The sequence below is a fragment of the Enterococcus sp. AZ109 genome, assembly GCF_051714625.1.
GTDB lineage: Bacteria > Bacillota > Bacilli > Lactobacillales > Enterococcaceae > Enterococcus_A.
Genome location: NZ_JBIOSF010000001.1, coordinates 1,842,776 through 1,862,582 on the forward strand (window position 1 = coordinate 1,842,776; position 19,807 = coordinate 1,862,582).

Sequence of the window (19,807 nt, forward strand, 5' to 3'; positions counted from 1 at the left end):
CTTTCTACACCAATTAAATTCTAAATGCTCGGTAATAATTGTCGTCCTTATTTGTATTGAGAATGGTCAAACTCAGCTTATCGTACTCCCCAGGGTACATCATCACGACAGGCACTCGATCGAACACTTGATGCATTTTATTTAGTATCGAATGCGCCCTTACCAATGGATAAAGCTCCCCAATCCCTGTCAAAAATACCACCGCATTCTCTGGAGTGTGGGAACTGACATATTCAAAGAATACATTGCTTTCTTCAGCTTGATCCATTTTCAAAAGACGCCCGATACTTTCAACTAATTTTTGCATGCCACGTCTTTCTTCCATTTTGATCGCCTTTTCTGTGAAGCCACGCTCCTCCAGATAATTCAACATGATAGTATACAAGTTGAAATTTTTCACTTCATAATTCTTCTCCGACCCTAAAAAAGTGCCTTCTAGCTCTTTCATATGTTCCCTGACTGCTAGCTCATCTTTCGGATCATAGTCAAAAATATAATAGCCTACCTCATTACCTAATCCGCGGTTGAGTAAAAAGTCTTCCTTTTGAATCGTTTCGTCCAATTTCTCCAAATGTTCCTGAATTGGCAATGACATTACAAACTTCCTCCTAATGCTAAGACAATATCTTTTCGATTCTTCTCTACTAACCATTGCATGATTCGTTTATCTAAAAGTATCGGTGTAATTCTATATCCATTTTCCTCACTTCGAAGCAATCCCGTTTCCAGCAGATAGGTTTGATAAGCTGAGATAAGTCGCTTAACTGTGTATTCTTTCCATTGCGAAACGGCTTCTGATGACCGCTGCTTCTCTGTGAAAAAAGAACGATAATCAATCGATGACAGCTGCATATTACCTTTACGTAAATTTTCAGAATATACCTCCGTCATGAACTCTGTAAAAAGATTATCCAGGAGTAATACCGTGATCAAATTCAGTAGTTTTTGATTATCAATATCTACTTGGTTAAAAAGCTGCAACCCAGCTTCGTCTAAAGTGCTAATGCGCCTTTTTACACTCTGATAAATTTCTATTTGCCGGCCACTACTCGCTGCTAAGAAAATATTTTCTTGCTCATTTTTTTCTCTTATATCTGAGTCTGAGTATCCTTCTAGTCGTAATTGGACATACAGCTTGAACTCGGAAAACCAAAAACGCTTGGATACTAGACTTGCAGAATATTTTTTAGCCATCCAATTACTCCTTTATATGTACTTTGTAAAATAGACTACTTATGTATTATAACAATCTTAGCGCGTTTTTTGAATGGATGAGGGAGAGGTATTTATTAAATGAATTGCAGGGAGCTAATTGATTTACTTTTGCTTAATTTGTTATGTATTCAAATACAGTCAGGCAAACTGCCTGACCGTTCGTTTCTTCCTGATAAGACACATTTAACTATTTCAAAATCTTTATATCATTTATAAATTACTATGATAAAATTCTAAACGAAAGAATTGCAAAGTATAGCTTAACTTATAAGTAGGTGAACTAATGAAGTATCCGTATATGGACTATCCAGAATATAAAGAGAACTATCCTGACAAAACAATGGGTGACTGGTATAAGTACCAACAATTAATTGAATATAAAAATCTGGTTGCTCTTTATAAAGAGCAAAAAGAGAATCTTTCTCTTGAAGAACGAGAGGAGGTAAAAAAAAGAACTTGCTGACTTTAAGAGTCGATTATAAGCACTCAATCGGTAAAAATGATTGAGTGCTATTTTTGTGCTCAAAAGATAGAGAATACTGATGATTTATTATCTTACCTAATCAGTATTACTATTGCCATCACTTCAACGAAAAGTTTGCTTTTCCCCCACCAAATAACTCCTCACCAACCCAACAAGCGCCTCCTCCAACTCCACCTCATCCTCACTATCATAATAAGGACTGGTCACCTGATACCAGCTATAGGTCAGATGGGAGACTAGTGTCGTTAAGTTCTCGTAGTCCGCATCGGCAAGATCGCTGCGCATAATCCCAGTTTTCTTTAAGGTCAAAAAGATTTTCCGGTAAAAAGTGACCAACCGCTTTCTGAATTCCAGTAGTTCGGTCTTCATTGAAGGAAATTCTTCGTGGATATTCACGATGTATTTGTAGTAGAACATATTGGTGCTACGGATTTCTTGGATTTCGCTGATGGAGTTTTTTAATAGGTCCCAGGCATTTTCATCGGTGATTTCGGCATCGATGAAGTTAAAGAAGGTGCTGTACAGCTCTTCTTGCAGCCGCAGCATGAGATCTTCCTTCTTAGGAAAGTGATAGGTTAGATTGCCGATGGTGGTGCCGGCATGTTCGGCGATATCCCGCAAGGAAACCTCGCTGTAGCCGCGTTCCTTGAATAATTCTTTGGCGCTTAAATAGATTTTTGTTTTTGTATCGGTCATGGGTTACACCTCGTTTTTATTTCCTCGCTGGGGGATTCCAGCGTATTTTTTCTGTTGGTTAAAGTATACACCAGAAAATCGGGTATTGACATCCTTTCCAGTACAGTGTACTATGAAAGCGTAAACAGTACAGTGTACTAGAAAAAAGGAGCGATTATGATGGATATTAGAAAAAGACCCCCTGCGCAGGATGTTGGACGAATTTTAGGTGGCGGGATGTCGCCTGAGGATTTCATCAAAATGATGGCAGAAACTGAGTTGAACCTTGAGACCTTTGAAGCGGTTGCCCCAGAAGATGCGAAAGATTTCGTGGAAGTTTGTGAGCGTCTAGGTGACGAGGCTTACAGCTATGCCAAGAAAAATGAAGAAGCGGGACATACGGAGACGGCTAGTGAGTATTATTTCAATGCCAATGCTATGTATCGTTTAGGTGATTATGGGATCAAGGATTTTGGGGAAGAAAAGCATCGGATTTACGGCAAATTGGTAGACAGCTTTAAGCTGCATAAAAAATTGGCAAAAAATGAAAACGTTCACTACATTGAGATTCCTTTTGAAGGCAAAATGATGCCGGCTTATCTGGCTTTGCCTAACAATGCTACCAAAGATGTACCGGTAGTAATTTGTGTCGTAGGTGCGACTGGCTTTAAGGAAGAAAACTTTGTCATTGCCAAAACGGTGGTAGATCGGGGCTGTGCGGCATTGATCTTTGATGGTCCGGGTCAAGGGGAATGCAACTTGAATCGTGAGCTGTATTTGACGGAAAGTAATTACGATGAGGCCGTGTTGGCTGTGGTGGATTACATTTTGGACAATCCAGATGTTGGCGACAATATCGGCATTATGGGGGTAAGCTTTGGCGGCTACTTAGCTACTAGTGCCGTTTGTAAATATCCGGATAAATTTGCCGGCTTAGTGGTTCGTGGCGGTTGTTCGCAGCTGGATCAGTTAACAATGCACACCTTCGCAGGGATTGAGCGTTTCTATATGTATAATTTCCTAACTAAATTCAATGTGGAAACCTTGGATGAAGCGGCAGAAATTTCCCATAAGATGAATCTGGATGATGTGATCAAAAATATTACCTGCCCATTACTAGTGGAGCATACGGAAGAAGATCCGGTGATTGGTGTAGAGGGCGCGAAGACCATTTATCGCAATGCGTCCAGTGAAGATAAGGAATATTACGAAGTTCCCGGCAATGTTCACTGCGGCAATAATGAAGCACAGAAGACTTGTACCTATGGTGTGGACTGGTTGTTGGATCGGATGATGAAATAAGAAAGAATTAAAACCAAAAAGAAGCATCGATTCCCGAACTCCACGAATCGATGCTTCTTAAACTTATGCTCAGTCCACAAACTCTCCCACCAGCGAAACCAAAGCCTCCAGCATCATCTCCAAATCAGCTGCAGCAATACTTTCATCCACCGAATGAATATTTTTCATATTCGTGGATAGATTCACGGCATTCATCCCTCGCATCCGATACACATTGGCATTGCTGCCACCACCGCAGGCTGCTCCTTGATAGCTGATGCCATTTTTCTCACAGGCTCTTTTGAAAGGTAAAATGATCTCGTCCTGCTCATCGATTGTATAGCCGGGGGTGCCATAGCTCAGCGTCTCTTCAAAAGTTGCTCCGTGTTTTTGGCACACCATCTGGAATTCAGTCTTCACCTGTTCAATCAGTTTTTCTAATTTTTGCCGATCAAAGCTGCGAGCCTCAAATTGCATCTCGATCTCGCCCATTACGACATTGGTGGCACTGCCGCCCTTCACCACGCCAATATTACAGGTGGTCTCTTCATCTACTCGCCCCATTGGTAATCGGGTGATCGCTTCGGCAGCGACAGCCAAGGCATTGATTCCTTTTTCCGGACAAACGCCGGCATGGGCTTCTTTTCCGATAATGCGCAGGGTTCCTTTACAGCCATGAGGTGTTTTGACCACTGCCGTACCCAGCGGTCCTTCGCCATCTAGGACATAAGCAAAATCAATCTTCTGCAAATAGCTGGGATCTAGCTGTTTCGCTCCTTGCAGACTTTCTTCTTCACAGACAGTAAACAGGAAAGTAATCGAAGGATACGTGTCCTTCAGCAACAATCGATCAATCAGCGCCAGCATCAAGGCATCGCCGCTTTTATCATCGGCACCTAAAACGGTTGTGCCATCACTGCGGACAATCCCATGTTCAATCTGCGGATTCACCTGCTGGCAAGGGCTAACGGTATCCATGTGGGCATCGAACAAAAGCTTCGATCCCTTGCCTGGAAGCTGAACGATTACATTCCCACTAGTACCGCCAATTTTTTCTCCGGTATCATCTTCTACAATCGTCAGCTCTGAATACCTTGATAAATAGTCCTTAATGTAATCTGCTACTGCCCGTTCCTGCTTAGAAGGAGAAGAAATTTTGACTAACGCTAAAAATAGTTCCGTAACATCCTTCACACTGGTCACCTGCTTACTTTTCTACAAACTGAATAAACTCATCATAGCTTTCGATTGTTGCCAGCTGTTCTTCCTGCTCCTGCAAATAACGATACAAGAATTTAAAAATATTAATAGACTTGTTTACGTTGGGATTCATCATGGTCAACAAGACATGGGACACCATCGTCGTTTCCACCATCACCGGTTTATCCAAATGGACGTAGATACAGATCACAAAATTTTCTCGTTTGCTGATGCAATGAGGGACGGAATAATTATTGATCAAGAGCGGATTGCCGGATTTCTCTCGCTCAATAATTTTCGTCGCTTCCTCGCGGGAAATAACTAAGGATTCTTCTAAACGGGAACAGATTCGCTCCAGAATATCAAACCAGCTTTCATGCTCCTGCACATGATAAGTAAAGCTATACTCCTTGGGGAAAATCGTTTGGACATTGTAGCCAATACTAATATTTTCCACCATCGCCTTTAGATCGGCTAAGTCATTTTCACTAAGGATATATTCGGTATTAAAAACCGGCAGCTGAACCTCCAGCGTCTCGCCGGAGCTGTTCACAATCAATGAATAGTCCTTGAGATTTACCTCCTGCAACGAATCAACAATTTCTACCTGACAGTTGGAAATCGTCGCCTCAATCAGCTGCCGATTGATATTGGCAATCGAATTTACTAGCGAATAAATCAAGATGTGGTGGTTTTTCTTCATCATTTCTTCCATCCCCACCGTAAAATACAAGCCAACCAGATCGCCATTAGTGATCCGAGAGTCGTAGAACTTTTTCATATAATTGATAAAAACAATGCCAAGATCAAAGGCAAAAGGATACAACGCCTTAATATTCGAGATATTATGAATTTCCTTGTTCTTCAAAAAAGTCGGATAACACAAAATCCGCTTCAAATGATGATACAGCTGCTTGGACAGCTCTACATTCGAAAAGGTAATGCTATTTTCCTGCTCGATTACCTGCAGCACCCGCTGAATTTGAGTAATCGTGAGATTTAAATTGGTCTCAACACAATAATCTGAAAGCATACTAAGGCTGCCGATCGTTTGTGGTGTGTAGGCCAATCCGCACGCTTCATAAAGATATTCAAAGTCTTCGTTCTCTTCTTCCGCAACATTCGGATACAACATACAGGCAATAAATAGATTGGCTAACTGACTTTCCATGACATTAGGAAAATAATCCCCCACCTGCTTGGAATGCTTCAGCTGGGACAACAGCAGTTCATACTTTTCCGGGGTAACGTTAGCCAACTCTAGGTAGTATTTCAAGTTCGTTCCCACCAAATTGCTTAACAAAAAGCATTTTGTCACGTCGGATTCCGCTAAGTGATGACCCTTGTGAGAAACGACGATATTTAGAACTGAAGAATACATTTCTTTGATCACGCCCATTTTTTCCGAAGCAGTGATCCGGGAAACAAATAGCAAATCGGCTAAATACTCGATCGTTACATACTCATTCATGATCAATTGATACAAAATAACTTGTTCGTCGTTAATATTTTTCATCATCAGTTCTTCGTAACGATCATAGTTGGTAATCGTAATCGTGTAGCCCTGCTGTTCAGGACGAACAATTAACTCACCGACATTATTGGTTTCCAAAAACAATTTGATGCTGGATAGATCCCGCATAATGGTTCGTTTTGATTTCACCACGATTTTGGCAATTTCATCGGCGCGGATCGGTGAGGGTGCTTTTGTCAGCAATTCGATCATGCTGTATTGTCTTTCATTTAACATAGTTTTCATCCTTCAAGTAGTCCAACGACTGCTTCATGCGTTCTAAGCCTTCAATCATTTTTGCTCGGGGACAGCCAAGATTCATGCGTAGAAATCCGCGGCCGTTTTCACCATACACTTCACCCCGCATGATCCCTACTTTACCGACGTTTACTAATCCTTCCTGCAATTTCTCAGAAGAATACCCCAATTTGCGGACATCCAGCCAAGCCAAATAAGTCGCTTGTGGTAGCTGAAAAGCAATTTCTGGCAGTTCCTGCTCAAGATAATTTGCTAAATAAGTCATGTTTCCTTCTATATAAGAAACTAAGTCCGTCCTGTAATCCTGACAATGGTTATAGGCGGTCATTGTCGCAGTCATGCCCATAATACTTGGAGAATTGACAAAATCCCGCTCCTTGGTCTGCACTAAAAAGGCCTCTCTTAGTTCCTTCGAGGGAATCAACGCATAAGACCCGCCCAATCCCGGGATATTAAAAGTCTTGGAAGCCGAGCTGACCATGATTAAACGCTCATACTCATTGTACCAATTCAACAAAGGATGATGAGTGTTTCTGAATAAAATCACATCACTATGGATTTCGTCACTAATGATCGTTACTTGATACTTTTGACAAATCCTAACCATCTCGGATATTTCCCATTTAGAAAAAACCTTTCCGGTAGGATTGTGTGGGGAACATAGCAAAAACACCTGACTTTGGGCCGCTTTTTCTTCAAACAGGGCAAGATCAATCGCGTAATTGGTTTCCCGATCCAACGGGACAGTCATCAGTTTTCGATTATTTTTCTCAACCACATTGATGAAGGCATCGTACATCGGATCAAAAACTAAAACATGCTCCTGCTCTTTAGTCAGCTGACGTAATAGCACCGAGATACTGTACAGAACACTGGGGCTGTAAACTACCCATTCACTTTGTACTTCTGTTTGATGGGCATTCCGATAGTGTCGGCTGATGGCTTGTTTGTAGTCACCGTGATTCCAGCGGCTATAGCCGAACACCCCGTGATCCACTATTTTTCTTAGTTCTGCCAAAATTTCAGCCGGTGCTTGAAAATCGGTATCGGAAATGGAAAAAGGCAGTAAATCCGACCGACCAAATCGATCGGCAATATAATCCCATTGGGTGCTGTAGGTATTTTTTCGTTCAATCATTCGATCAAAATTGTAACTCATTCGTCTTACCTCCCCTATGTATAGAAGCGTGAGAAAAGATGGCTTCTTCTCTCACGCTGACTTTGATTATTTTTCTTTGATAATTTCCCCTTGAATGATTTCCTGTGCGGGTTGTTTGTTCGCCACTTTCTTCGCCGTATGCTTCATGCGCATTTTCTTGAAGATAACAATGAACAAAATGTTGGTACCTACACCAAACGCATACGCTAGATAGAATGCCCACCCGGGAGTCATCAAACCAAGCAGTGGATCGAATATACCGATGCCGGGTGCTAGTCGTTCAATGCCCAATAGAATCGTTACCACACCAGTCAAACCACCAGACAAGGTATTGGCCGCAATCATTGGAATTGGGTCAGACATCGCAAAAGGAATTGCTGGCTCAGTCGCTACGGTTGCTCCTACGACAATCGCTGAAGCGGCTGTATCCCGTACTTCTTTTGAAAACATAGTTGGCCAGATCATTGAAGCGATTCCTGCCGCAACTGGCGGTACTGAAGCGACTACCCCAACAATGGCATACCAGATATATACTTTTTCTGCCACTAATGAGAAGCAGAAGAACCAAGCAATTTTGTTAATCGGTCCCCCCATATCAAAGGCCAGCATCGCACCGATTAAGAAGGCAAGTGGAATCTTGAATTCGGCTGGCACACCATTCAAGAAGTTCAACATGCCGCTCATCAAACCACCTAAAAACGGTCCCACTAAGTAGAAGGTCAAGGTACCAAAAATCAAAATCGTCAAAAACGGAATAATCGTCAAATTCATTAATGATTTCACCGCTTGCGGGTACTTGAAGCTCTTAATCCATTTAACAAAGTAACCAATCGTTAAACCAAAGAAGATCGCTCCGAAAAAGCCGCAGCCGGATTCAGTTCCCAGCATAGTATTGTCATTAGCAAAGTAAGTGATAATAAATGCCGGTGCCAAAGCTGGCTTGTCCCCAATACTGTTAGCGATATAAGCACCCATAATCGGAATCATAAACTTGAAGCCAAGGTAACCAACTTGTTCCATAATCCAAGCAAATGATGCGCCGCCATCCTCAAATCCGGTATACGGTAAGCCAAAACGCATTAATACGTTTGCCATTGCTACCAGTACCCCGCCACCGATTACAAACGGTAAAGCAGCTGAGATCCCTGCCATCAAATGAGACATGATCGATCCTTGCGGCGTATTCTGTTTGCCTAGCTTCACATTCGGTTTTTCCCCTTCGAAAAGCACCGCACGTTCTTCTAAATGATCGAAAATGGTTTTGGCTTCCTTTAACGCATCGCTTACCTTTAAGTTAACTACTTTCTTCCCATTAAAACGTGCCCGATCGGTATCAGTCAGTGACTTACCCATCGCCAAAATGACGTAATCCGCTTCGGCAATCTGCTGATCGGTTAGTTGATCTTCCACCCCGCTGGCACCTTGCGTTTCTACATGAATTTCGTGCCCTAATTCCCGTGCCCGTTTTTCAAAGGCTTCGGCTACCATGTAGGTATGGGCAATACCGGCCGGACAATTCGTGATTGCAACAATCTTGTACTTTTTCATCTTCGTTCCTCCTAAACTATGATTTGGTTTATCGCATCCAATACTTCTGGTTGTGAAGCATGTTTTAAGGTGTCAATAAAATCGTCGTGAATCAACCGTCGTGAAATTTTTGATAAGGTCTTTAAATGGAAATCATTTTGATCATCTGGTGCGATCAGACAAATAAATACATTCACCGGCTCATCATCCATTGCCTGCCATTCAATCTCGTTTTGTGTACGAGCCACTAAGACGCCCGCTTCCTTCACAATACTATGACGAGCATGGGGAATTGCTACGCCGTTACCAAAACCGGTCGTACTTTCTTCTTCCCGTTTGCACAGCTCTTGATAGAAGGTTTGGGCATCCGCCACCTTGCCTCGTTCGAAGGCTAACTCAGCTAGTTGCTGCAACACTTCCTTTTGCGTATTCGCTTTCAATTGAAAATTTGCGTCTTTTTCAGTTAATTTATCCATGATGTGCTCCTTTTGTTTAGCTAGTGTTTTCTTTCTTATGAACTCATCTTAACTTGTTCCCCTTAAATCAAAAACACCTTCTTTGTCATCGGGAGATGGACAAAGAAGTAGCGTTGTCTAGCTTTTGTCATAGGCTGGTGGACAAATAGTTTGAACTGTAAAATAGGTGGGGAATGACGAAGCGCAAAGAAATGACCGCAACTCGACTAAGTTTAGTTAGTCGAGTTGCGGTCTAATTGTTGACTTACCTTATTCTTTTAGTACATACGAGCTTTTTCTTCTTACACCTTTAACCAAACATGCAGAACAACTAAACCCAGCACTAGGAGTGCTAGCATTTTATGGATCTTAATTGAGCGTCGGGTTTTCTTTTTGACAAAAAGCAGGCTGTTTAAGATTACCAGCAGAATATAGGCGGCCAGCCCGAGAGGATGCTTCAGGATAATGCCGAACATCAATAAAAGATGAAAGGTACTCACAATCAGCATCAGCCACCCAAACAGGTAATGGTTGTTATGCAAAAAGCGCAGGATTTTGTTTTTGGCCGGGACACCTTTGAGCATCACCGGAATCATACATGCTACAGCTAGCCAACCTAGGATAGTTGAAAGTGACATACTATTTTTCCTCTAACGCATTTTGGACAGCTTTTTGAATGACTTTGCTGGAATTGGTCGCCCCTGATACGGCATCTACCTTGATCTTTTGCTGATCGACCATTTCGGGTACAATTTTTTCGGCTGCTTCCCCTCGTTCATTCTTATGTTCAACTAATTCAATGTTAGTAATTTTGTGGTCCTTTACATCTACTTGCACAGTCGCATTGATCCGATCGACATCATGCGAACCGGTATAGCTGCCATCTTCTACTTGAGACAGATCTACCTCATTAATGAGGGTGTCTTCCACCGCTTGACGGTATTTCTTGGTTCGTTGCAGCGAGTAAAGGCCATAGGCACCTCCGATTACAAGCGCTACTACTACTAATGTTAAAACAATCTTTCTTTTTTTATTCACCTAAACAACTCTCCTATTTTTTTATTTGCTGATCAATCCGCGAATCAAGGCGTCCAGTGTTTCTTCAATAAAGGTGCGCTCATACGGGCAAATATGATTTTTGACCAAAGTGGCGTAGCCTTGAATAAATGACCAGAGCTGGATAAACATCCGCTTAGGATCCATGCTTAGCTGATTTTCTTCGACAAAGTGAGCGATAATCTTGTAGTTTTTACTCAGGCCAATAAACGGGCTGTTTTGATCATCGATGTATTGTTGCAGCGCGCGGGTCGCTACTGGACTAAAAAATAAAAACTCTGCCAGCAACGCTTCTTCTTCGTTCCAACGAACATTCGCTTCTCCAAGCAAGACCACCTTTTGGTAGCTGTCCTCGGTTTGATGTTCAGCCAGATACTCAGTAAGATAGGCTTCAAATTGTTGGGATGCCCTAGCCAACACTTCCAGCATCAGATCCTCTTTCCCGCCAAAATGTTTGTAGACTGCTGCGGCGGTTAGCTGATTCTTTTTGGCAATTTCTCTGATGGAAACCTGCTGGTAGCCTTTTTGTTGAATTTCGTCTAGGGCTGTCTCGATCAATTTTTGTTTCGTATCCGTTCTTCTGGAATCGGTCATTTGTTCCACCTCCGTTACCATTTAGGTTAACACTGTTAACCTAAATGTGCAACCGGCTAGAGGCCTGTTGAAAAAATATTCACATTTTTCCAGCAGACAAAAAGACGCTACTCAATGCGGCTGTTTTAATTTTTGTTTATCTCGAGCAAAGAAATCAAAAACCCATTTCAACAGTCAAACTTCAACAACAGTCGATGAAGCAGCTCGGATACTTGTTCCATCGATAGCTCCAAATCAGAGGTTAGCCACTCTTCCAGCACGCCGAGCATGCCAGAGACGATAAATAATGCTTCAATCTGTTCATAGGGGGAAATTTGCTGGTAGCACTCATCCTGCAAAACTTTTTCTTTGAAAATCTCTTTGATTTTGTAGAGGACATTGCCGTTTGCATTGGATTGAATGAGTAACAAAAAGAGTTCCTTTTTTCCTTCGATATATCCAGTGATTGCCTCAGTCACTGATTGCATACTTAACGACGTATCATAGGGAGCAAATTGATCGAACAGCTCCACTAACTCGTCATAGAGCTCATGCTCCAGTTGTTCATACAAATCGTAGATATCTTTGTAATGCAGATAAAACGTTCCCCGTCCTAGATCCGCTTTCTCTGACAATTCTGAGATGGTTATTTTGTTCAAGGGCTTTGCTTTCAGCAATTCGATAAATGCTTGGTGAATCGCTTTTTTAGTTTTTATCGTTCGTCGGTCTACCATGGTTCTCCTTTTTTCTGAACAACTCGTCAAGAAGTGTCTACTAACTAACAGTTTCCCTTTAATTGACGATGGCGCTCCTTTTTTGTCTTCAGTATAATGAACACATGATAGTTAATCAACAGCTGTTCATCAAAATGATCGGGGTGAGTGTATGATTTTGTATTTTTCAGGTACAGGGAATAGTCGGTATATTGCTGAATTATTGGCAAGGGAACTTGGGGACGAACGACTATCAATGAATCAGCTAATAAAAGAGCAGGAATCTGTGGAACTTTTTTCTGACCGTCCTTGGGTGATTGTTTGTCCGACTTACGCCTGGCAACCGCCGAAAATCGTTATTGAATTCATTGAGCAAACCAATTTTTTGGGTAGTCAAAAGGTTTATTTCTTTATGACTTGTGATACTAATACCCTCAATGCCATCCATTATGTCCAAGAAACTTGTCAGAAAAAAGCGTGGGACCTAGCAGGATTTGCAGAGATCATTATGGTAGATAATTATATTGTGCTAGTAAAAAATATCCGGCCAGATGTAGAAATTCAAAAACGACTAACTCACGCAGAACAAGAAGTTCAACGTTTGGCAAGATTGGTCTTAGCTGAAGAAACGCTACCACCTTTCTCTAAGACGGGAGGAATTGTCGGGAAATTCACCAGCAGCCTAGTGAACCGCTTCTTTTATCGAGTGATCATTGATGGAAAGGGATTTTATGCTACTTCTAAGTGTATTCAATGTGGAAAATGTGCTGCCATTTGCCCTTTGAACAATATTGAAGCAGAAACCGGCACTCCGTCTTGGGGAGATACTTGTACCCATTGTATGGCATGTATCGGCGTTTGTCCGGTTCAGGCAGTTGAGTATAAAAAGAGAACACAAGGTAAAAAAAGGTATTACTTAAAGAAAAGCGTAACGGACACTCTATAAGCTTCAAAGGTTTTGTTGTCCTATTATGTACGTAATCCCGGCACTAATCATTGCTGGTCTGACTGGTACTGCGTCGATTTACGTTTTTTCACTTCATTTTCTTTCTTGAAAACTTGAAATGTGTAAAGCACCTCACCAATTCTAAGCACAGAATGGGATAAGGTGCTTTTTTTAGTGTCAAAAATAAGTTGTTGGGATTTGATGGATGGTTACTTGAAATGTTCTCAGATGTTTTGACAAAATCTTCTATTTTCCTTCTAACTCCGCAAAAATCGGCAACCAGTTCTCGTTAAATGCTACGATTGTCACTTGAATGGCTTGATTCTCTTCCCTTGTTGCCACCTCGTAAAGAATCTTCGCCGCTTCAGCTTTCGGATAGTGATAGACGCCGGCACTGACGATGGGGGTCGCCAACGACTGAATCTTTTGTTGGTGAGCCAGAGCAAAGACAGATTCATAGGCAGAATAAAGCAGGGCTTCTTCTCCATGTTTGCCATCGCGGTAGATAGGACCGACAGTATGAATGACATACTCTGCATTTAAGTTGTACGCTGGTGTAATAACAGCTGTACCAGTTGGCGTGCCACCGAATTTAGCCATTGCCTTGCCTAATTCTGGACCGGCTGCTCGATTAATCGCCCCATCGACGCCGCCTCCCGGAATCAACTGGGCATTGGCAGCATTTACGATTGCATCCACATGGAAAGCTAGTTTCGTGATATCGCCTAAAATGACTTCAACCATAAAAATCTCTCCCTTCCTTTCTTCTAGCGTACCATTTTCTCGCCGCCGTTTCGAGATTTCCGTTCGTGTTGTTAACCTGCTGATTATTTTCTTGTAAGTTTCATGTTATTTCTCATTTTCACTTAAATTAACTTTTCAACATTATTTTTTCTGATATTTTACCCAAAAACCCGATAAGTTTACAAAGCCGATACATTTTATGACTCGCTGTACTTTTTTCGAGACTATCCCCTCTTATTCCTTCAATAAATTAAACAAAAAAAATCACTTTTATAAGTGTTTTTCATTTCATCCCACCGATCAAGAAACATCAATTTTACATTATTATTCATATGTTCTGCGAAAAGAAAAGCAAATAATTAGTTTTAGCTATTGATTTTGTTCGCAAGTTTTTATAACATAGACATGTAAGCTAGCGATGGAGGAATAAAACAAACGAGAAGGAGCCTAGCCAAATGACTGAAAAACAATTCAAACTTACTCACACTCAGATTTTTACTATGAGACGCAAAGGATTAGAAAATCGATTTTCTCAATACCAGCAACAAGAACAGGACGATGCTTACCTAATTCAATGTGCTGTAGCTGTGATGGTTCGCAACGCTTTTAGTCCTGAAGATTTTTCATTTATAGCCAAGGATTTGATCCGCAAGTTGTTTTTCACCAGCGATTCGTTGGCTTCCGTGCGTCATTTGTGCGTTTATTTCCAAGAATATTTCACCAAAAAAGAGTGGAAAACCGTCACTACTCGTCTGTTTACTAGCCAAAAAGAATATTTAGCAATCACCGAGGGAACTCGTTCAAATACCGACCATCTTCATACGCTGCTGCACTCCGGCAGTCGCAATGCTAAAGAACTTCAAAACATTGTCACCACCTTCAAGGATGAAAATGGCAAAAAGCATCGCTATACCTTCAAAAATCTTGATCCTTGCTATTCTGTTCAAATAACCAATGACCTTCTATGTATTTTAAACACGTTGACGATCTTCCAGCACAATGGTGTGCGCCGCTTCACTGAATTAATTCGCTATGTTTACTCACCGACTGAACCTGTGTACGATAGTGAACGAGAAAATGAGACAGCCATTCGTTGGGTGGAAAAAGAGAAAAAACCGCAACCAATGGAAGCGGTTAAAAAGAGTGCGGCTAACTCCCAGGAAAAGAAAGCTCCTGAAATTGCCGTCAACCAAGAATTCGTAGACACGACCCTTTCGAATTCAGCTACCAGTAAAAAAGAACCAACAGGCTTAAAGGACCCCGGAGGTACTTCGAAAGGCACGCGACCGAAGAAAAAAGAATACTGGCCGTCGCAAGACAAAGAACAGGTACTGGAAAGGCGAAAACAAGACAAGCTGTGGAAGAAAGTCCATAAGAAAAAACGTCATAAAAAGCGGAAATGACGGGAGACTTGTGTCTAAAGTCATCGAAGGGCGTTTACTGCTATTTACAGAGGATCAATATACCATGGAATGTAACGTTGCGCATTTGCTATGGGAAAGAACGAATGCTGGCTTTGAGTTGGTTTAGTGCCTTGTGGATTTGGGAACCTGTGACTTGATCTTAATGCTTTTTTGTCGTGGCTTTGTAACTAAAGAGTGTTTGACTTGTACAATGAAGGTGCCACTATTCGCTGTCCAAGTATCTTTTCTTGTAAAAATACCTGCTAATTAGTGTACCCTGCAGTCAGAAAAAACGTTGGTCCCTTTACGCCAATCTTACTTAAAAATAGAAAATCTCCCAGATACCTATGCTCTGGGAGATCCGCTCTAATTTAGGTGACGCAAGCTTTTTCACTGCCTTAATCGGGATTTATTACACTCATCAAATCCAATCCGGTATTAATCCGCGAATAAATCGAACACACGACAAACAGCTGTTTTCCAGCAAATGTCGTCTTTTTGAAGCGTCTAGAAGATGCCGGAATATGGTGGTGCCCATGAATCGCACCCAGAATATTGTATTCCTCAAACAGCTTTTCAATTTCCGGCTCCGAACAATTATAGTCTTTATTATAAGCCTCGCTGTCTGGCGAAAGCATACTCAGCTCATTAAACAAGGGCGCATGGGAAACAATCACCGTTGGAATATCCTGATCTTCTCCTAACAATTCCTGCAACGTCTCAAGAATAAATCGCTGTTGCTCCTTTTTGCGCTGCACCAGTGCTACCGGAATCGTCAGCCCAATATAACGAATACCCTCCTGAACTAGACTACGGTTATTCAACACGTTCATTTTAGGGAAACGTGTCGCTAACTCAGCCGTCACCACTTCATAAAATGGATGATTGCCTACTGGCAGTAAGTACCACGATTCAGCCGGATTTTCTCGAAGCTCCTTGAACCACTCATACTTGAAAAATGCCTGCCATTTATCCCACTGTGCTTCCTCTTGATCGGAGCTATCCGGCAACACATCGATTAGTTCGTGACCACCGATCACATAAATTCCCCGAATTTCCTGATTAGTTACCCGCGAATCAGAAACATCCCCAGCTAAAATATTGAAGTTCGTATTGGTAATCGGCAATTCACCCTCCCGTGCATGAATATCTGAAACAACATTAACCAAGTTAGCATTTTCTGTCGAATGAACATTTTCAAAGTATTGCCCCAATTCATCTGGATGCACACTGTGTGCCACATAATTTTTCCGAACCTCAGCCAATTCCTTGCCATACTCAGAACGCAACAACGGCTTACTTCTTAACGGCATCAGCTGGTCACTAGCCACTAGAGAGCCGGCAATCCGTTGATTCACTTCTTGCGGCAACAAGTCCAACGCCGGTTTAATATCCGATTCAAAACTCAACCCATTATCAAGCAATAGTTGTGCCGACTGCTCAGTTTCCAACAGTTGAATTCCTCTACCATCGGTCATCACTGGGAAAAATTGCGTCAACTGAATAACAAAGTTCAAATACTCCGCCAAATATTCTGCAATCCCCGTCTTCACATTCTCGCTAAACAAAAATTTCCCCGCCAAGTTCGCTGAAAGCGGCCCTGTTTCATCATGCTGCAACAGCCGACCCAAGATTTGAATCTCAAACAACGGATTCTGAAAAATCGCCTGATATGCCTGCCTCACTTCAATCGAATCCTTGTCCACCTTCTGGTTCGTCACTTGGAGAATACTCAGCCCTAAATACTTCTCCAAAGTAGCTTTATGGGATTCAATATATTCTCGCGCCTCTTTAGGGTGCAGCAAATACTGAATCGCTGCCCGCTGAACATAATTCCGCGCCGTATCATACGGAATCGCCGAATAAACAATATCCCCTCGAGAAGAGATATCCAGCGAATGCCCCCGCGTATTATAAGTCAGTTGGAAATACTCATTTTGAAACAACGTCTTATTAACCGGTCTCCGCCTATTCTCCGGATAAAGTTCGATCCGAGCAGCCAGCTGTGGTGGCAAGGCACTTGCCGTTCCCACTGGCAAAAGAGGACTTTGCTTCTTAATTGCTAAAGCATGTTGGTCCTTCTCCATGTTCAGTTGCCACCTCCTCACTTCTATCTTTATGGAAGATTATACCGTAAAAAGCCAAAGGTGGAGTGGATAATTTGGTTAAGGGGGGATTAGAATAGCAAAAAGCATAAGAGGGGAAAATGAATTTGCAATAGTATTCGCAGGTGTAATAGATAGAAGGCATCTCCTCAGTGAGTCGAACGACTAATTAAAGATATGCCCTAGAATACACTTACAAACATACTATTGGAAATCAAGAGCATTACACTTATTCACAGCAGCTTATCGATTTTATAGTCACAGAAATTGAAAATAATCCAGAGAATTTTGTTGAAAGCTTAAAAAAAAGATGACCCCAGGCACATAGGAATGCTCAGCCGAAGCCTACCCCATTATGGGACCCAGTGTTTATCCTTCTCAAGTCATCTATCTTACTAATATTATAACGGAAAATATACGCTGTGAGTAGTAGTTTGCTTAATTTCTAATAATTCTATAGTCTAATCTTCGAGCTTTCTCATAGTCACAAATACTAGCTTTTGCTTGAATTGCAAATAGCAATTATAAAAAACTATGCGCCTTTAAAATCCATACAATTTAAAAACTAATTAAAATCCAGAAAAATCCTTTTTATCATCAGCCACTAGTGTTTGCTATACACCAAACTGGGTAAAAAAGGATTTTTTAGCTAATTGGACGTCAAGATAGATCTAAGTTTAGTGAAGACTTAAAAAAAGTTATGATCCATCAATACAACACCGTCACTTCCGAAGTATCCATAAAGTTCGAAGACATGACTTTATAAGTTACAGGGAAGCCGTTAGAGTGATCCGATTCTTCTAATTGGCCGGCACCGTTCACTCGGAACATGGTAATCGTGTCTACTTGTAGTTCACTATGCTGTACACGAACATAGGTGTATCCATCTCGGTTCTCCACTGATAACTTATACGGAAACGAGCTTCTTCCCATACGAAACTGCTGATCTAGAACGGCACTTACCCATGCTTTCAGTTGCTCGGAAGTCAGATTTTTGGTGTCTACAGTTGTGTTGGACGTTGCTGAACCTTGACTTGCAGACGATTCATTATAAGGACCAAAAGACCAAGTAATTGTATGGCCTTCGATATCGGTTGTCCAAGAATCGAAAGAAATAACTCCATCAGTTATGGAATACGGAATATTTCGATGTTCAATAATTAACAGATTATCAGTTAATGTATATGGGGCATCGTAGTCTGGTCTATACGTGCCTGCTAGTTCAATATGCACATTGGAATCATCAATAAAGCTGATCCCAGCCGAACCGTCATGGATCAAACTTTGTGGGGCTATGTTTTCTTCCATTGCTTGATTTGCATCGATTCCATCATACAAGGAAGGTACTAGGAAAAAATTCTTCCCGATTAATTGTTCCCGTGCAATACTTATCGTGTCTATTTCATTTACAGAAGAATCTTGCACCTCATTACTTTGCTTTTCCAAACTACTAGTTGTACTATTTACTGTTGTACTGCTAGAAGTTTCTACGCTGCTAGTCTGCATCGTGGATTTTTCTGTTGTATCAGGATTCGGTTTTTGACACGCGCCTAATAAAAGGACGCTCATAAAAAGTCCAATAATACCTGCTTTTTTCTTCATTTTTAACCCCTCCATCTTTCATAATAATTTTTTAGACAACTACCAACAAAAATTTAGCTTACACATAAAGTTTAATTGTTTTACGTGCTATTGCCAAGGCATAACCTTATAGTTTCATCGGACGATAATAGCAGTTAGCCCTCTTACATGGTTCTCATTTTATTTTTTGTAACTAAATTCATGCCATAAGTTAGCTTTAGCGAATCATACCCTATAGGTACTTGTTACTGTTTTCACTTGTAAGCCCGGTCGAATGCCACAAATCGATTTTGCAGATTTCTATATATATATTTTGCAGATTCACTGCTAACAGATTTAAAATTTTTTCTGAGACTTTTTTAGGTGTTTCCTCAAAGTCATGTTGGAACCAATTCTCTACAATGGAAGCCACACCATTTGTTAAAAACAGTGAATAGTATTCCAGTATTTCTTTGTCGATTTTTTGATAATAAAGTTCCGGTAGTGCTTGAATAAAATGTTCATAGTAGACTTTTTGCATTCTTTTCATAAAATCAATTGGAAGGTTGGGACTCAGTAGCGTAGTAATAATTTTTTTATTACTGTAGAAGTATTCGACAATTTTTAAGGTGTTAGGATATAGAATGTTCTTAATCGCATCTTTGTTGGTCATATCAATCTGATTTAAAAAATCAATGTTTTCTTTCTGTAAGTGATCAAATTCAGACAAAAAGTTCGCAGAAATGCCGGATAAGATATCCTCTTTATTCTTAAAATAATTATAAAAAGTCGTTCTGCTAATGAACGCATTTTTAACAATAGCCGAAACGGTTATTTGCTCATAGGATTGCTCTTGTATTAGTTCAATAAAAGAAGTTTCAATCGTTTGGTTTATACTATGATTACGCATTTTTCCTCTTTTCATTCAAGATACTATTGA

Annotated in this window: 20 protein-coding genes and 1 pseudogene; 5 read left to right on the forward strand and 16 right to left on the reverse strand. The window is 41.1% G+C overall.

Going from position 1 to position 19,807, the window contains the following annotated elements; genetic code table 11:
* Window positions 1-13: 13 nt before the first annotated feature.
* Window positions 14-595, reverse strand: a complete 582-nt coding sequence (locus tag IGI42_RS08720; protein ID WP_438715454.1) for a DUF1788 domain-containing protein — start codon at window positions 593-595, stop codon at window positions 14-16.
* On the reverse strand, window positions 595-1,194 hold the full coding sequence (locus tag IGI42_RS08725; protein ID WP_438715455.1) for a DUF1819 family protein: 600 nt from the start codon (window positions 1,192-1,194) through the stop codon (window positions 595-597). Before IGI42_RS08725 ends, IGI42_RS08720 begins: the two co-directional genes overlap by 1 nt.
* Before the next feature lie 304 nt (window positions 1,195-1,498).
* Here IGI42_RS08725 and IGI42_RS08730 point away from each other — a divergent pair, with 304 nt between their 5' ends.
* Window positions 1,499-1,678, forward strand: a complete 180-nt coding sequence (locus tag IGI42_RS08730) for a hypothetical protein (protein WP_438715456.1) — start codon at window positions 1,499-1,501, stop codon at window positions 1,676-1,678.
* A gap of 123 nt (window positions 1,679-1,801) precedes the next feature.
* On the opposite strand, the gene IGI42_RS08735 is transcribed toward IGI42_RS08730, so the two are convergent.
* Window positions 1,802-2,395 carry a TetR/AcrR family transcriptional regulator gene (locus IGI42_RS08735; RefSeq protein ID WP_438715457.1) on the reverse strand — a complete coding sequence of 198 codons (594 nt, stop codon included), beginning with the start codon at window positions 2,393-2,395 and terminating at the stop codon, window positions 1,802-1,804.
* 159 nt (window positions 2,396-2,554) lie between these two features.
* Between IGI42_RS08735 and IGI42_RS08740 the strand changes: the two genes are divergently transcribed.
* A complete protein-coding gene (locus IGI42_RS08740; RefSeq protein WP_438715458.1) occupies window positions 2,555-3,676 on the forward strand; it encodes an alpha/beta hydrolase family protein in 1,122 nt (373 codons plus the stop codon).
* Between the two features lie 69 nt (window positions 3,677-3,745).
* On the opposite strand, the gene IGI42_RS08745 is transcribed toward IGI42_RS08740, so the two are convergent.
* From IGI42_RS08745 to IGI42_RS08785, 9 genes are all read right to left on the reverse strand, one after another.
* The gene (locus IGI42_RS08745; protein WP_438715459.1) at window positions 3,746-4,849 is read right to left on the reverse strand and encodes a M20/M25/M40 family metallo-hydrolase; all 1,104 of its coding nucleotides are present in this window, start codon (window positions 4,847-4,849) and stop codon (window positions 3,746-3,748) included.
* Between the two features lie 13 nt (window positions 4,850-4,862).
* Complete coding sequence (locus IGI42_RS08750; protein ID WP_438715460.1) at window positions 4,863-6,605, reverse strand: PTS sugar transporter subunit IIA; 1,743 nt, start codon at window positions 6,603-6,605, stop codon at window positions 4,863-4,865.
* Window positions 6,595-7,785, reverse strand: a complete 1,191-nt coding sequence (locus tag IGI42_RS08755) for a MalY/PatB family protein (protein ID WP_438715461.1) — start codon at window positions 7,783-7,785, stop codon at window positions 6,595-6,597. The genes IGI42_RS08750 and IGI42_RS08755 overlap by 11 nt, the downstream gene beginning before the upstream one ends.
* Window positions 7,786-7,851: 66 nt before the next feature.
* Window positions 7,852-9,333, reverse strand: a complete 1,482-nt coding sequence (locus IGI42_RS08760) for a fructose-specific PTS transporter subunit EIIC (protein ID WP_438715462.1) — start codon at window positions 9,331-9,333, stop codon at window positions 7,852-7,854.
* 11 nt (window positions 9,334-9,344) lie between these two features.
* The gene (locus IGI42_RS08765) at window positions 9,345-9,788 is read right to left on the reverse strand and encodes a PTS fructose transporter subunit IIA (RefSeq protein WP_438715463.1); all 444 of its coding nucleotides are present in this window, start codon (window positions 9,786-9,788) and stop codon (window positions 9,345-9,347) included.
* 281 nt (window positions 9,789-10,069) lie between these two features.
* Window positions 10,070-10,405 (reverse strand): hypothetical protein, encoded by a 336-nt coding sequence (locus IGI42_RS08770; RefSeq protein ID WP_438715464.1) that lies wholly within the window; start codon window positions 10,403-10,405, stop codon window positions 10,070-10,072.
* A 1-nt stretch (window position 10,406) separates the two neighbouring features.
* Complete coding sequence (locus tag IGI42_RS08775) at window positions 10,407-10,805, reverse strand: FMN-binding protein (RefSeq protein ID WP_438715465.1); 399 nt, start codon at window positions 10,803-10,805, stop codon at window positions 10,407-10,409.
* A 21-nt stretch (window positions 10,806-10,826) separates the two neighbouring features.
* The gene (locus IGI42_RS08780; RefSeq protein WP_438715467.1) at window positions 10,827-11,417 is read right to left on the reverse strand and encodes a TetR/AcrR family transcriptional regulator; all 591 of its coding nucleotides are present in this window, start codon (window positions 11,415-11,417) and stop codon (window positions 10,827-10,829) included.
* A gap of 167 nt (window positions 11,418-11,584) precedes the next feature.
* The gene (locus tag IGI42_RS08785) at window positions 11,585-12,130 is read right to left on the reverse strand and encodes a TetR/AcrR family transcriptional regulator (protein WP_438715468.1); all 546 of its coding nucleotides are present in this window, start codon (window positions 12,128-12,130) and stop codon (window positions 11,585-11,587) included.
* A gap of 151 nt (window positions 12,131-12,281) precedes the next feature.
* On the opposite strand from IGI42_RS08785, the gene IGI42_RS08790 reads away from it, so the two are divergent.
* Window positions 12,282-13,055 (forward strand): EFR1 family ferrodoxin, encoded by a 774-nt coding sequence (locus IGI42_RS08790; protein ID WP_438715469.1) that lies wholly within the window; start codon window positions 12,282-12,284, stop codon window positions 13,053-13,055.
* Window positions 13,056-13,301: 246 nt separating this feature from the next.
* On the opposite strand, the gene IGI42_RS08795 is transcribed toward IGI42_RS08790, so the two are convergent.
* On the reverse strand, window positions 13,302-13,799 hold the full coding sequence (locus IGI42_RS08795) for a macro domain-containing protein (protein ID WP_438715470.1): 498 nt from the start codon (window positions 13,797-13,799) through the stop codon (window positions 13,302-13,304).
* A gap of 455 nt (window positions 13,800-14,254) precedes the next feature.
* On the opposite strand from IGI42_RS08795, the gene IGI42_RS08800 reads away from it, so the two are divergent.
* Entirely contained in the window at window positions 14,255-15,202 is a 948-nt protein-coding gene (locus tag IGI42_RS08800; protein WP_438715471.1) for a hypothetical protein, read from the forward strand.
* A gap of 398 nt (window positions 15,203-15,600) precedes the next feature.
* On the opposite strand, the gene IGI42_RS08805 is transcribed toward IGI42_RS08800, so the two are convergent.
* A complete protein-coding gene (locus IGI42_RS08805) occupies window positions 15,601-17,289 on the reverse strand; it encodes a metallophosphoesterase family protein (RefSeq protein ID WP_438715472.1) in 1,689 nt (562 codons plus the stop codon).
* 215 nt (window positions 17,290-17,504) lie between these two features.
* Here IGI42_RS08805 and IGI42_RS08810 point away from each other — a divergent pair.
* A pseudogene (locus IGI42_RS08810) lies at window positions 17,505-17,621 on the forward strand (DUF3644 domain-containing protein); the annotation flags it as partial.
* 394 nt (window positions 17,622-18,015) lie between these two features.
* Here IGI42_RS08810 and IGI42_RS08815 read toward each other — a convergent pair.
* Together IGI42_RS08815 and IGI42_RS08820 are read right to left on the reverse strand one after the other, a co-directional pair.
* Window positions 18,016-18,909 (reverse strand): hypothetical protein, encoded by an 894-nt coding sequence (locus IGI42_RS08815; RefSeq protein ID WP_438715473.1) that lies wholly within the window; start codon window positions 18,907-18,909, stop codon window positions 18,016-18,018.
* Window positions 18,910-19,120: 211 nt separating this feature from the next.
* Complete coding sequence (locus IGI42_RS08820; RefSeq protein WP_438715474.1) at window positions 19,121-19,777, reverse strand: TetR/AcrR family transcriptional regulator; 657 nt, start codon at window positions 19,775-19,777, stop codon at window positions 19,121-19,123.
* Window positions 19,778-19,807 lie beyond the last annotated feature (30 nt).